We start from the raw sequence: 13457 nt of genomic DNA, 5'->3' as shown, positions 1-13457 counted from the left end.
TCGCGTTGAAGTGATACCTGCAGACCTGCCGTGGCATCTCTCACGGATCGTGTCTGTTCACCTGTCCGTGAATAGGACGCTTTACCGCTGGTTCGCTATGAAAGACACATGTCAGCCACGATCCTCGTCGCGTTCGACGACTCGCCACAGGCAACCGCCGCCCTGCGCCACGCGCTCTCGACGTACGACGACGCAGTGATCCGCGTCCTGTACGTGAACGACCCTCGTCAGTGGGCCGGTTCGGACGGTATCGACGGCATCTTCTCCGTGGAAAAGGCCTTCGAACGATCACAAGAGGCTGCCAATGAGATTGTCGCGGTCGCGACGGAAATCGCCGCCGAATACGATGCGGAAATCACGACGGCGATCGAGGTTGGAACGGTCGCCGAGACGATCATCACCGACGCCGAGGACCACGATATCGATCACATCGTCCTCGGCAGCCACGGCCGACGCGGGCTCCGTCGGTTCCTGCTCGGAAGCGTCGCTCAACGGGTTGTCCGTCGGTCGCCTAGCTCAGTGACGGTCATTCGAGAAGGAACGCCGACTACCGACTAGATGCATGATGCATACGGTCCCGACTGGACGAACTCGGTCCACGTGCCGTTACGACCAATCGAGTTCGAAACGGCGGGTGATCATATCAGTTCCACCTGGTATCGTGGTGCTTGCTCGAGCTATTATAGCGTTCTGAGACGCAAGGCGTGCCGTATTGTACACCTATCNGATCATATCAGTTCCACCTGGTATCGTGGTGCTTGCTCGAGCTATTATAGCGTTCTGAGACGCAAGGCGTGCCGTATTGTACACCTATCGGGGCAGTATCGGGTGCGCTGCTCATCGAGACGGCTGTGACGGTTCATTCGCCGGGTGTGGCTCTTTGGCACTCGGAATAGACGGTATGGCAATGACGACTCGCACGTTGAGAACCGACGAAGGCACCATTGAGGCAACCAAGATGGGAACGAGAGACGACAAGCACACCAGGGACATCAGTCCCCCGTCGGAGTGAGCGATCGTGCCGACCGCAGCTGATCTCCTCGTCGCGTGCCTCGAAGCGGAGGGCGTCGAGTACGTTTACGGGCTGCCGGGCGAGGAAATCGAGGAGTTGCTGTTTTCGTTGCGGGAATCCTCCATCACGTTCGTGCCGACCCGTCACGAACAGGGAGCGGCGTTCATGGCGGATGTACACGGGCGGCTAACTGGCGAGGCGGGCGTCTGTCTCTCGACGCTCGGACCCGGTGCGACGAACCTCGTTACCGGCGTCGCTGACGCCCAACTCGACAAGAGCCCGGTCGTCGCGATCTCCGGTCAGGGCGGCCGCGAGCGCCTCCACAAGGAGAGTCACCAGGCGCTCGACGTGGTCGACATCTTCGAACCGATCGTCGAGTGGAACGCCCAGATCGCCGCGCCCGAGGTCGTCCCCGAGTCGATCCGCAAGGCGTTCAAACTCGCCGAGTACGAGAAGCCGGGGGCAACCCACCTCGAGTTCCCCGAGGACGTCGCCGCCGAGCCGATCGACGCGAGTCCGATCCCCGCACGTCAACAGGTGCGCCGCCCGGACCCGGATACCGAATCGGCGGTCCGAGCGGCGAACGTGATCGAAGACGCCGAGCGCCCGATCCTCCTCGCGGGCAACGGCGCGGTACGAACTCGCGCGTCGGATCGGCTGCGCGCGTTCGTCGACCGCCTGAATATCCCTGTCGTCGCCACGTACATGGGAAAGGGGGCGATCTCCGACCGCGAGTCCGCCTCGCTGATGACCCTCGATTCCGGGCCGGACGACGAAGCAGCGAGCGCGATCGAGGTGGCCGACTGCGTCGTCACCGTGGGCTACGATATCGCCGAACACGATCCGGCGGCGTGGAACCCCGATCTCGAGACAGCGATCGTCCACGTCGACCACGAACCCGCCGAGGTGTACCGCCACTATAATCCCGCCGTGGAAATCGTCGCGGACGTCGGCGCATCGCTCGAAGCGATCGGCGAACAGCTCTCGGCGGAGGCCTGTTCGCTGTGGTGTGCGGATCGCCACGACCGAATCTTCGAGGACGTTACCGCTCCCCCCGACTCGACCGATCCCGTTACCGTCACGAACGCGCTTCCACTGCTCCGCGAGGCGCTGGCCGACGAGGACGTGCTCGTCTCCGACGTGGGCCACCACAAACTCGCGATCGCACGGAACTACCCGACCTACGAACCCAATACGTGCGTGATCTCGAACGGATTGGCCAGCATGGGTATTGCCGTTCCCGGGGCGCTCGCCGCCGACCTCGCCGTCGATACGAACGTGGTCGCGGGGACCGGCGACGGCGGCTTCCTGATGAACGCCGCGGAGATCGAGACCGCAACCCGACTCGGCTGCGAGTTCACGATCGTCGTCTTCACCGACGACGACTACGGGCTCATCTCCGCCCAGCAGGTCGATCACCGCGGCGAGTACACGGGAACGTCGCTCACAAACCCCGATTTCGTGGCGTTTGCCGAGAGCTTCGGCATCGAAGCGCGTCGTCCCGAGACGTGGGACGAGGTCGAGCGCGCGTTCGCCGACGCGGTTCCGTCGGACGAGTTGACGCTGATCGAGTTACGCTTGGATGTCTCTCGTTCGGATTTGAGCGGCTGATCTCCGCTTTGGCTTACAAAGCGAAGTAGACGACTCCGGTATGCATTTTCGATATCGTATAGAGGAAATATCAGTACTATCCGCGTCCGGAACTGTCTAGTTCTGGCTCCCCTCGGTCGGCGTTTTTCCGTCGGGCGCTTGATGCGGTCTGTGATGGTTGTAGTAGTGCATAATGTTTTCAAGACCCTTGCGAGCGATCGTCCGACTGTCCACACACGAGTTCTGGAAGCGGCCGAGTCGCAGTTTGGGGGTGTGAAACCGATTTTGGTGCGGTTTCGGTCAGTGTCGTCGATCTGATCGCTTCGGCCGACCGAGAAAGGACAGTCCAATAGCCGAATTGATCGACGAGAGACTCAAAATCCCAAAGATCGTAGTTCTCGTGGAGTCAATACGGGAACGAAATTGATATACTACTGTTATATATGGGAACAATATGACATCACGTGGATCAACTTTGGCTCGATGTATATTGCAGAATACAAACAATAATACTTGCCGTTGACCGTGACAGCAGTCTCGTCACCTGCGACCCGCGACGGTGATGCCGTCCAAGATGTAACGCGTTCTGCTATCGAGACGAATCGCCGATTCATCGACCACTGGTGAACTCCGTTCTCCAAGAGGTTGCACGAGAGGTCTGCTCTCGTGAACGCTGGCGGATCGCGTCCGTTATCAGCCAGCCGATGTACCCGGTTCCAGACCGCACGCCGGATAGCGTCCCTGAGGCTCCGCCCGGTGCAGTGTCGCCCGCGTTCGAAACCTCGTTTCGAGTGATGAACTCGAGTTCACCTTGCGACGACAGAACTCGCGGGAAAAGGGCGTTCGAGCCGGAAATTGACGGGCAGAGTTGTCGGTGCTATCGCTCTAGAAGCGTCAGTGGGCGGCCGAGACCCGCGTCCTGTTTTTAGCGAGAAAGTGGGAGTTCCTATTCGTAGAGATTGCCGAGCAGGTAGGCGGTTGCGCCCGTTGCAATCACGATAGGGAGCCACGAGACGTACGCTGTAACCGTCTGGTTCGAATCGAGTATCGCGTTAAGAGTGAAGTGACTCCACCCGAGCAGCATGAAAACGGTCATTGCGGCAAGAGTCACTTGGATGATGAGGGCTGCGAAGGGAATCTCCGGCCGCTTTTCCTCCGTGTGAGATTGCACGTCCGGCTGGTTGGTAGCCATGGTTGTTTAAAAGAACGTGATATTGATATGCGTTGTCGTGTTGCAGGACGTATGAGAACAGCCGTAAGCGTTTCAGCCCCGTTCCGTGATCGTGATCGTCGTTCCGATCTTGCTCTCGAGATCGTTGTCCGGCCGCTCGTCCCGATCGATACGAAATGCAGTGGATTTCCATGCCGTCGAACCCGGCGTCGACCGCGTTCAGCCGCGGCCGCGAAGCCCGCGATAGCGTCACTTCTACCGGCCCACCTGATTCTTCCCGGCGTATCTTTTTCACCGGTTCGAGTGACTCACTACGTGCGATGCTCGAACTCTACCAAGCCGAGGACTGTCCGTATAGCGGGAACGTGCGCGAGAAACTGATGGAACTCGGTGTTTCGTACGTTACTCACAACCCGCGTACGTCGGGTGGGGAACTTCGCAATCAACAGACGCTGGACGAGATGGAGAACATCGGCGGAGAGGACCAAATCCCGTTTCTGGTCGATCATCGGCGGGGTATCGAAATATACGAGAGCGACGATATTATCGAATACCTCGACGAACACTACGACTAGCGAGCCGAACACGGGCGCATCTCCCGCCGAACTCAATATCCATACTATCCGTTCGGTATCAATATATCGTGCTATTGTGGTCACCGTTCTGAACATAGCAAATTGTTACTATTTTCTCGCGAGTGACCAGATAATGTCCGACGCAAACGGACCGGCACGGCGATCGATCCTCCAGACCGGAGTCGCGATGAGTTCGCTCGCGATGGCGGGGTGTCTGAGCAGCCTCGGCAATACCGGCGGGGAGCAATATACGGTCGGCTACGGCGAGTACGAGACGACCGTCGATTCGGCCGCGTTTCCCGGTGAACTCCAACTGTACTGCGTCCAAACCGGGTGGTCGAACTGGGATTCCGTCATGGAGGCTTTCGAGGACGAATACGGCGTTTCCCTCTACGACGCGCAGGGATCGTCCGGCGAAGCGCTCGACGATATGCGAGCGAACGCCCAGAACCCGACCCACTCGGCGTACAACGGCGGGTATTCGTTCGGTCTCGAAGCCATGAACGACGACTTGACGACGGATTACAAACCGGAGAACTGGGACTTGGTTCCCGACGATCTCAAGACCGACAACGGTCACGTGACCGCGACGCGACAGATGACGACCGCGGTAACCTACCGGACCGACGTGTACGAGGAGCGGGGGCTGGAACCGCCGGAGACGTGGGAGGATCTCAAGCACCCCGATATCGCCCAGGACCTCGCGTTCACGCCGCCACACACGGCGAACGGGCAGGCGTCGGCGCTGTCGGTCAACAGCGCGTACGGCGGCGACCTGGACGATCTTGACCCAGTGATCGAGTACCACGAGGCGATCGCCGACCACGGGGCCGATTTCCGCCGAAACGTCGAAGGGCCGGTGACCAGCGGCGAAATCTCGACGGTCGTCGAGTACGACTATACCGGCCTGAACCTGAAGTACAACAACGTCGAGTTCAACGAGGACCAACTCGACGTCGCGATCCTCACGGGACCGGACGGCGAGCCGGGCGCGATGAACGTTCCGTACGGGTACGCGCTGCTTCGCAACGCCCCCAACCCCGAGGCGGCGAAGCTGTTCATGGACTACGTGTTGACGCTCGACTGCCAGGAACTGTTCTTCGACGCCTACGTTCGGCCGATTCGAGCGGCCGAACTCGACCAGCCCGACGAGTTCCCTCCGCAGTCGGCCTACGAGGCGGCGCAGTTTACGGTCGATCAGGAAGAACTCGTCTCGAAGCAGGACGATATCCAGGCGGAACTGGTCGATCGAACGCCGCTGCAGGGGGCCCAGTGAGATCGCAGTATGTCCGTCCGCGAATCGACGGCGGCGTCGGTGCGTCGAGTCGCAGTTTTCGCGGCGACGACCGCCAGACCGACCACGGAGCGCGAGCGAGAGCGGCGGCGAATCGCGATCATGTGCCTGCCGTTCTTCGCGCTCGCGACCGTCGCGGGGTTCGTTCCGCTGGCGATGCTCGTTCGAATGAGCGTCGCGGCGGACGTGATCTGGATCGAGGGTTGGTCGCTCGACGCGTGGCGGACGCTGCTGACGGAGCCGACGTATCGGCGGGTTGCGTGGAACACGGTCTGGTTCGTCGGACTGGCAACGGTCGTCAGCGTCGTCCTCGGCGTCGCGGTCGCACACGTCCTCGAGAAATACGATCTCCCGTTCGAGCGTGTAGTCGTCGCAGCGGTGTCGTTTCCGATCGCACTGCCCGGGATTATCGTCGCGATCTTGGTCATCGCGATGCTCGGCCGACAGGGACTGGTAACGAACGCGATTGCGGCCGTCACCGGAACGAGCGCAATCGACCTCGCGAGTGCAACGGCCATTACGGGGCTGTTCCTCGGCTACGTCTACTCGCTCGTGCCGCGAGCAACGATGGTGTTGCGGGGGACCTATGCCGAGGTCAACACGCAAGCCGAGGAAGCCGCTCGATCGCTCGGCGCGAGCCGTTGGGAGACGTTCTACCGCGTGACGCTGCCCGAAATCCGCCCTGGGATCGCCGCCGCAACGATCCTGACGTTCCGCTCCGGACTGGCGATCTTCGGCACGGTGTTGCTCCTCCAGAGCCATTACGTCATCACGCTGCAGATCCAGCGCGAGATCAGCGTCGGGACGTACAGACCCGACGTGGCAGCCGCAATCGGCCTCGTCTACGTCGTCTTCATCGTCGCGTTCACGTTCGTCGGGCTCCGGTTCGTCAGGACCGACACGGTGACTCTCTAATATGAGCGACGACGCGGAGCCCCAACGCAGGTCGCGATCCGGCGTCGGCGTCGAGCCGAACTCGCGGACTGATGGCGGAAGCGTCGAGACGACAGTCGAAGCGTGGACACCGTCGCGACCAGCGCTTTCGACCCGACTCGGTCGCCCGCTCGTTCTCGGGATCGTCACACTCGTCGTCCTCGTTCTCAGCGTCCCGGTCGTCGTGACGTTCGTTTCCTCGTTCGCGGAGACGGCAACGGGAATCCTTCCGCGAGGATTTGTAACCTTCGAGCATTGGCGCGACGTACTCGGATTGGGAGACGATCAAATGGCCGTGATTCCGGGGCTCGCGTTCAGCCTCGCAATCGCGACTGGCGGGATGATACTGAACGTCGTCATCGGCGTCCCGATCGCGTACGCGCTCACGAGATACGAGTTCTACGCTCGAGACTGGCTCAACACGCTCGCGATTGTACCCCTCGTTCCGGGCGTGGTTCTCGGACTCGCCTTCGTGCAGACGTATCCGAACCACGGCCGCTCCGCCCTGGGCCTGATCGCCGGCTACTGCTTGCTCAAATCACCGTACATGGTGCTGACGGTGCAGAGTTCGTTTCAGTCGATGGACCTCGTTCGCTTAGAGGAAAGCGCCCGATCGCTCGGTGCCTCGTGGCCGCGGACGTTTCTCACGGTCGTCGTTCCGCACGCGAAGCGGGGCATCCTCGCGGGCTGTATCATCACCTGGACGCTCGCGGCCGCGGAGTTCAATTTCACGTTCATGGTGGTAAGCGGTAGTCCGGACCCGTTTGCGGTCTTCCTCTATCGTAATACCTCGAATGCGACGTATATGCAGCAGGCGGCGGCAGTGTCGGTGTACTTCCTGCTCGTCGTCTCCGCGATCGCCGTGCTTCAGCTAATCGGCAATCGAGGATTCACAACTATTCGAGACCAATGAGACACACGAATACCAGATATTTCAACCGAACCGTTCACCGACCGTTTTCGGAACCCGGCCGTGTCGGCGGTGATACCGTATGAGCGAGGTCACGCTCGAGTCGCTGACCAAACGGTACGGCGACGAGCTGGCCGTCGACGGCATCGACCTGACGATTCGTGACGGAGAGATCCTCGGGATCGTCGGCCCGTCGGGCTGCGGGAAGACGACGACGCTCCGGACCATCGCAGGCTTCGAGACGCCGACGCGCGGCCGAGTTCGTTTCGACGGCGTCGACGTCACGCACGTTCCGCCGGAAGAGCGACATGTCGGCCTCGTGTTCCAGTCGTACGCGCTCTTCGATACCATGACCGTTCGCGAAAACGTCGCGTTCGGACTGAAAATGCGAGACGTTCCCCAGCGCGAGCGCCGCGAGAGAGCGAGCGCGTTGCTCGAGATGCTCGACATCGCCGCGCTGGCTGATCGCCGGCCCACGACGCTCTCGGGCGGGCAACAGCAACGCGTCGGGCTCGCACGAGCGCTCGCGATCGAACCCCACGTCCTCTTGCTCGACGAACCGATGACCGGACTTGATGCAGCGCTCAAGGCCCGCCTTCGAACGGAGATCCGCGACCTCCTCGCCGACCTCGGCGTCACTGCAATCTACGTGACCCACGATCAGGAGGAAGCGATGGCGATGTGCGATCGAATCGCCGTGTTGAACGCGGGGACGGTCGAACAGGTCGGGACGCCGTCGGCGATCTACCGCCGCCCCGCAAACGCCTTCGTTGCAAACTTCATCGGGAACTCGACCCTGCTCACCGGGGTTGCCGAAGACGGCCGCGTCGATCTCGGATTCGCCGAACTCGAGGTCGCGGCCGCGACGAACGGTACAGTTACGGTCGCAGTACGGCCCGAAGCATTCGAGTTCGAGCGAGAGGGGTCGATCGACGCCGAGGTGACGAGCGCGACGTACCTCGGCGATCGGACGCAACTGACGGCGACGCTCCCCGACGACACGACGGTGGCGTTGCACGCTGATGCCGCCGAAACGTACCGGACCGGAGAGACGGTCTCGCTCTCGATCGACGATACCAGCGTTCACGTTCTCGAGTGACCTCGGGATCGGTTTCGTGGTTTCCCTTACGCTTCGCCCTCGATTCCCATCTCACGCTCGAACTGCGCGAAGAACTCGGTCATAAACTGCCAGCGGGACCGTCCGAGGGACCGGCCGGCCGACGTGTACAATCTATCCAGCCGTTCTCTTGCCCACTCCCGAAGGAGCGTTACGTCCGGACAATCTGGCCTCTCCAGTCCCGAAACCGACGCGTTCTCGATCACCGCGTATGTTTCGCCCGCTCTCCCCGATCTCTCCCCGACGATACAGGCCAACCGCACGAGACCGCGCGCGCCGGTCGCCTCCAACTTGTCCGCATCGAAGAGTAGTTTCGCTTCGATCGTCTCCGGCGTCGGTGAACTCGCTCGGATACTGTGGGTGCGGATACAGTGCGTGATCGCCTCGGTTCGTTCGGCCGAAACCGATTCGGACCCGAGAAGCGTCGCCGCCTCCGTCGCAGCCCACTCGTCGTGATCGTCGATCTCGCCCGTCCGTTCAAGCGGGCGACCGATGTCGTGAAACCACGCCGCCGCGGCGAGGACCGCCCTATCGACGGGCTCCTCGCACTCGTCTGCTAACCGCAGCGAAAGGGTCCGAACTCGATTGGCGTGGTACCGATCGTGCGCCGGCAGCGCCGATTCGTAGTAGGGCAGCGACAACTCGCGAGCGAGCGGGGCCAATTCCTGTCCCATAGCTTGCGTGAGTAGTCTCCGTCTAGATACTATAGTGATTATGGAGTGCTCAGATAACGGTTCGAACCGAGCTGAACTCGACGATGGATCGCTTCCGGAGACCGTCGCGACCGACGAGTTCTGTTCGCTCGAGAGTTCAGGTGTCGCGGACGAACGTGACGGGACACGGCGCGTTCAGCAGTACCGTCTGAACCGTACTCCCGAGGATGGCCTTGCTGGATGGCGACCGTCGGTGTCCGCCGACAACGACGCGGTCGGCGTCGACGTCTTCGGCGATCGCAACGATCCCGTCGCCCTTCTTCCGCGTTGCAGCCCGGGTCTCATACTGGATCTCGTCCGACAGTTGCTCTCTCATGTCACGAATCACGGTCATTTGGTCGGCCAGTTCGTTCGGATCGACGCGACCGGTCTCGTGATCGAGTACGTGTTCGACCGTCTCCTTGTAGGATTTCGTGTCGAAGATATGGACGAAGACGACGCGGGCGTCGGTCGGACGCGCCAGTTCTTCGACGGCGTCAACGAGCGTCTCGCTTCTGGACCTATCGGCTTCGCCAACTCCGAGAACGATGGTATCGAGGGTCGGATTCATCGACGCTGCACCCATTTGCCTAGCCAAGGGACAGTGGATGCAAATGCCTTTTCATATATTTACTCTATTTCGAGTATCTCTATCGTCGGTCGGTGCTGGATGGCGTACCGATACTGTTCTTCCGATACTGACAGTCCGGATCGGCACCACTAAGAGCACTGTTCCCCCTAGATCCGCACGAGAACAACCCGGACAGTCGGACGCTTTCGGAACTCGATCAGCATGAGGGAATTCATCGTCGCCATCGTTGCCGGTATCGTGCAGGGAATCGTCGAGTGGTTACCGGTTTCAAGTCAGGGAAACCTGGCGCTGGCCCTGACGCTCATGGATGTCAATCCTGAGAGGGCACTCCAACTCGCACTCTTCTTCCAGCTCGGGACGACGGTTTCCGCAGCCAGTTATTATCGTGACGATCTCGAAACTGCGTTTCACTCACTCTCGGGGTGGCGTCCCGACGCCGCCTACCGCGGGGACAATGCGATCACGTCCTATCTCGGTATCGCATGTCTGATGACTGGCATCGTCGGAATCCCGCTTTATCTCTTTGCCGTTGATCTCGCGGGCCAACTTACCGGCGGTGCCTTCATTACGATCATCGGTGTCCTTCTCCTCCTTACGGGGGGTATCCAGTACACTTCGGAGTCCGTCTCGATGGGAGTTCGCGAGACCCCGACGCTACGTGACTCGCTGCTGGTCGGTGCCGTTCAGGGCGTTGCTATCCTTCCCGGTATTTCCCGCTCCGGGGTGACGACCAGTGCCCTTCTGTTTCGACGCTACAACCCCCCGGACGCGTTTCGGCTTTCTTTTCTCCTTTCGATTCCGGCCACTCTCGGCGGGGCAGCACTCACCGTTGTCGGTGCCGGTGGTCTCCCGGGAATCAGTCCTGCCGCAGCGGCGACAGCGCTCCTCGTCAGCGCGGTCGTCGGATACGTCATGATCGATGCGCTCGTTCGCGTCGTCGATCGCATCTCCTTTTCGACCGTCTGCTTCGGATTGGGTGGACTCGCTATCGTCGGTGGCGGTGCCGTTTCGATACTCGTGTGACCTCCTATCCTCTCGCTCGTGCTCGCTCCTTGAGAGTAGCGTGAAACGAAGGTTTCACGGACCAGCGAACGGCAGTAAAACTGCCGTGAAAAGACGGGCTTCCTGCGTCCACGACGGTGTTTGATTGCGTCTGATAGCCCACCAGACGACATCCGGCGAACGCGCTTTGCAGGAACCGACGCGGTTCCTGTAGGGAGCGCAGTCTCCACAGGCGTTCGAGTCGCAACGGTGATTTTCGCAGTCGCTTGGAGAGTTCTGTTCTCCATGATCGGCGACGATGGATTCGCCCACCCGCAGAATCGGTCCTCCCGAGAGGGAACACTATTGTAAAATACTTTCAATACCGATTACGGTGGTGTGGAATTAGTATGGCTATTGGACTGATGGGATATCCGGAAGATAGCTCCTTTAGCGGGATAATTTGGGGGATAATGTCTGGTTTTATTTTCTCACAGCACCTAGGAGATCCCCGATACAAAACGAAGTTTCATTCCCTTAAATGGTTTTTTACCGCATAGTAATCGATATCAGCTCTCTATATTCACAGCTCTTCTCTCACCAGGAGACTTGCGTATATTGTACTTTTCCACTGGTGGTGAACCAGTCGATGGGCCCTCACTACGAGTTCGTCTTTCTCACCGAATCGAAGCCGAGTTCGGCGTTCGTGAACTCGTCCTGAAGTGTATCGTCTCCTCGGCTAGCAAGCAGTATGCTATGGTAGTCACTGCAAGTCAGTACACACCTGATCGAACGACGGCGATGCGATCAGTCTGTGAACAGTTTCAGTTGTTACTAGCGTGAAATCCGGTGGTCATGACTTGCCCCGATCAACGAACGGGGGGTCGCCATGACGGGTCGTGTGCACGTGCTTCTGTGTCCCTGGAACGTTCGATGGCTCCCTTCGTCGGAGAGCGATCGTCAGCGATGATACTCCTGTACCGACTTACCAGGGGCGGCCGTCGGCCGTCGGATCGATTGTCTCGATCAGCGACAGCGTCCAGCGTTGCTGATCCCCACCGTTCCACGACCACTGGATGATATCGGCCCCATCGGCCATCGATGCATCGGCGACGTCGAGGACGGCACCGCTGTTGTGGTTCTCGATTCGGACGGTCCCGTCGCCGTTTTCGATAAACCGCCATTTTTGCATCGTGCCGGTCCACCACGTCCACTGGGTAAGTCGCTCGCCATCGTCGAGCGATCCATCCGGCACGTCGAGGGCCTTCCAGCTGTTTTGGTTCATCAGGCGGTACTCTTCCCCGCCGACGTGCTCGACCCACCAGTGCTGGTGTGCCCCGCCGTCGTACGACGACTGCTCGACGGTGTCGCCATCGTCGGTGCCGGCAGCGGTGACTGCCATCGGTTTCCCACTGTTGACGTTCTCGATCCGGTAGATTCCGTTCGGGACTGCGCCCGTACCTACATCGCCAGCGTTCGGCAACGGCGACTGCAGACTCGGCGTCTTATCGCCACCGATGATCGGCCACCCATCATCGGTCCACTCGAGGCGGTCGAGGAAGAACTGTCGAGCGGGGACGCCGTCGATGAACTCGGCGTCGTCTCGGTCGTAGGCGTGGTAGACGAACCAGTAGTCGCCGGCATCGTCGACCGTCACGTCGCCGTGTCCCGGGGCGGGAAACCGATCGTTTCCGGTGAGTTGTGCGATGCCGGCATTGTGCTCGTCGTAGGTTCGCAGATCCGTTCCGGACGGATCGGTGTACGGACCGAAGAAATCCGGTGATCGACCGACTTCGACCTCGTAGGTGCTGTCGTACCCGCCACAGCACGTCCCCGTTGCGACGAACAGGTACCAGTAGCCGTCGCGATAGAACACGGTGGAGCCCTCGTAGGCCTCCCCAGCGACTTGCTGTCGCGTTGCTGGCTTCCAGTCCTGAAGGTCGGCCGTAAGCTCCGCCACGGAGATTCCCTGGAAGCTTCCCCAGAACAGGTACGGGATTCCACCGTACTCGACGAAGTAGCCGTCGATGGTGCCACCACCCGTCTCCTCGTCACCGAGAACCTGGCCGTAGTCAGTAAACGGCCCATCCGGTGTGTCGGACTTCGCGAGTCCGATCCCGAACTCGCCGCTCTCCCAGGGTCGTGGTTCCAGCGAGTAAAACAGCACCCACTCGCCGTCGTAGTAGTGGATGTCCGGGGCCCACACCGAACCGTACGTCCAACCGGGTCGCGAGTCGAAGGCCTCCCCGACGTACGTCCAGTCGTGAAGGTCGTCCGAGCGCAGTATCGGTACCAATAGCTCTTCCGAGTCATCCGCTCCGTCGTCGCGATCCATGTTCGTCCCGTAGGCCCACCACGTTCCGCTCTCGTCTCGATGGATCGTCGGATCGGGGAAGTGCTGCCCGTACAGTTCATTGTGATAGTGCGTCGAGCTATCCGGTGATGCCTCGACAGCGTCGCTCGCTCCGCTTACGCCGAGCGTAACGAGTGTACCGGCACCGAGCGTCTGCAGTACTGTTCGTCTCTTCGGATCGCTTCGATTGGTATTCTCAATCATCCGAGTCGGTAATCCAGAAAGATAGATAATAAT

13 protein-coding genes are annotated in these 13457 nt (G+C 60.5%); 8 read left to right on the top strand and 5 right to left on the bottom strand.

Annotated elements, in window-relative coordinates; all coding sequences use genetic code 11:
- Nucleotides 1-108 precede the first annotated feature (108 nt).
- Together C480_RS21595 and C480_RS21590 are read left to right on the top strand one after the other, a co-directional pair.
- Entirely contained in the window at nt 109-558 is a 450-nt protein-coding gene (locus C480_RS21595; protein ID WP_006667797.1) for a universal stress protein, read from the top strand.
- 460 nt (nt 559-1018) lie between these two features.
- Entirely contained in the window at nt 1019-2623 is a 1605-nt protein-coding gene (locus tag C480_RS21590) for an acetolactate synthase large subunit (RefSeq protein WP_006667796.1), read from the top strand.
- Between the two features lie 96 nt (nt 2624-2719).
- On the opposite strand, the gene C480_RS24895 is transcribed toward C480_RS21590, so the two are convergent.
- Nucleotides 2720-2836, bottom strand: coding sequence for an integrase core domain-containing protein (locus C480_RS24895; RefSeq protein ID WP_161607043.1), 117 nt, complete (start codon nt 2834-2836; stop codon nt 2720-2722).
- 712 nt (nt 2837-3548) lie between these two features.
- The gene (locus C480_RS21585; protein ID WP_006667795.1) at nt 3549-3794 is read right to left on the bottom strand and encodes a hypothetical protein; all 246 of its coding nucleotides are present in this window, start codon (nt 3792-3794) and stop codon (nt 3549-3551) included.
- Between the two features lie 299 nt (nt 3795-4093).
- Here C480_RS21585 and C480_RS21580 point away from each other — a divergent pair, with 299 nt between their 5' ends.
- The 5 genes from C480_RS21580 (at nt 4094) to C480_RS21560 (ending at nt 8584) form a co-directional block, all read left to right on the top strand.
- Entirely contained in the window at nt 4094-4348 is a 255-nt protein-coding gene (locus C480_RS21580; protein WP_006667794.1) for a glutathione S-transferase N-terminal domain-containing protein, read from the top strand.
- 133 nt (nt 4349-4481) lie between these two features.
- Complete coding sequence (locus C480_RS21575; RefSeq protein WP_006667793.1) at nt 4482-5624, top strand: extracellular solute-binding protein; 1143 nt, start codon at nt 4482-4484, stop codon at nt 5622-5624.
- Between the two features lie 9 nt (nt 5625-5633).
- A complete protein-coding gene (locus C480_RS21570; protein ID WP_006667792.1) occupies nt 5634-6557 on the top strand; it encodes an ABC transporter permease in 924 nt (307 codons plus the stop codon).
- A 1-nt stretch (nt 6558) separates the two neighbouring features.
- Nucleotides 6559-7488, top strand: coding sequence for an ABC transporter permease (locus C480_RS21565; protein ID WP_006667791.1), 930 nt, complete (start codon nt 6559-6561; stop codon nt 7486-7488).
- 79 nt (nt 7489-7567) lie between these two features.
- Nucleotides 7568-8584 carry an ABC transporter ATP-binding protein gene (locus C480_RS21560; RefSeq protein WP_006667790.1) on the top strand — a complete coding sequence of 339 codons (1017 nt, stop codon included), beginning with the start codon at nt 7568-7570 and terminating at the stop codon, nt 8582-8584.
- Nucleotides 8585-8610: 26 nt separating this feature from the next.
- Here the strand turns inward: C480_RS21560 and C480_RS21555 are convergent, their stop codons facing one another.
- Both C480_RS21555 and C480_RS21550 read right to left on the bottom strand, forming a co-directional pair.
- Nucleotides 8611-9276, bottom strand: a complete 666-nt coding sequence (locus C480_RS21555) for an HD domain-containing protein (protein ID WP_006667789.1) — start codon at nt 9274-9276, stop codon at nt 8611-8613.
- 136 nt (nt 9277-9412) lie between these two features.
- A complete protein-coding gene (locus C480_RS21550; RefSeq protein ID WP_006667788.1) occupies nt 9413-9880 on the bottom strand; it encodes a universal stress protein in 468 nt (155 codons plus the stop codon).
- A 207-nt stretch (nt 9881-10087) separates the two neighbouring features.
- Between C480_RS21550 and C480_RS21545 the strand changes: the two genes are divergently transcribed.
- Complete coding sequence (locus C480_RS21545) at nt 10088-10909, top strand: undecaprenyl-diphosphate phosphatase (protein ID WP_006667787.1); 822 nt, start codon at nt 10088-10090, stop codon at nt 10907-10909.
- A gap of 943 nt (nt 10910-11852) precedes the next feature.
- Here the strand turns inward: C480_RS21545 and C480_RS21535 are convergent.
- The gene (locus C480_RS21535; RefSeq protein ID WP_006667786.1) at nt 11853-13424 is read right to left on the bottom strand and encodes a family 43 glycosylhydrolase; all 1572 of its coding nucleotides are present in this window, start codon (nt 13422-13424) and stop codon (nt 11853-11855) included.
- Between the last annotated feature and the right edge of the window lie 33 nt (nt 13425-13457).

The organism is Natrialba aegyptia DSM 13077, assembly GCF_000337535.1.
Classification (GTDB): domain Archaea; phylum Halobacteriota; class Halobacteria; order Halobacteriales; family Natrialbaceae; genus Natrialba; species Natrialba aegyptia.
The sequence above is the reverse complement of the archived record's forward strand: the minus strand, read 5'-3'. Positions and strand labels throughout refer to the sequence as shown.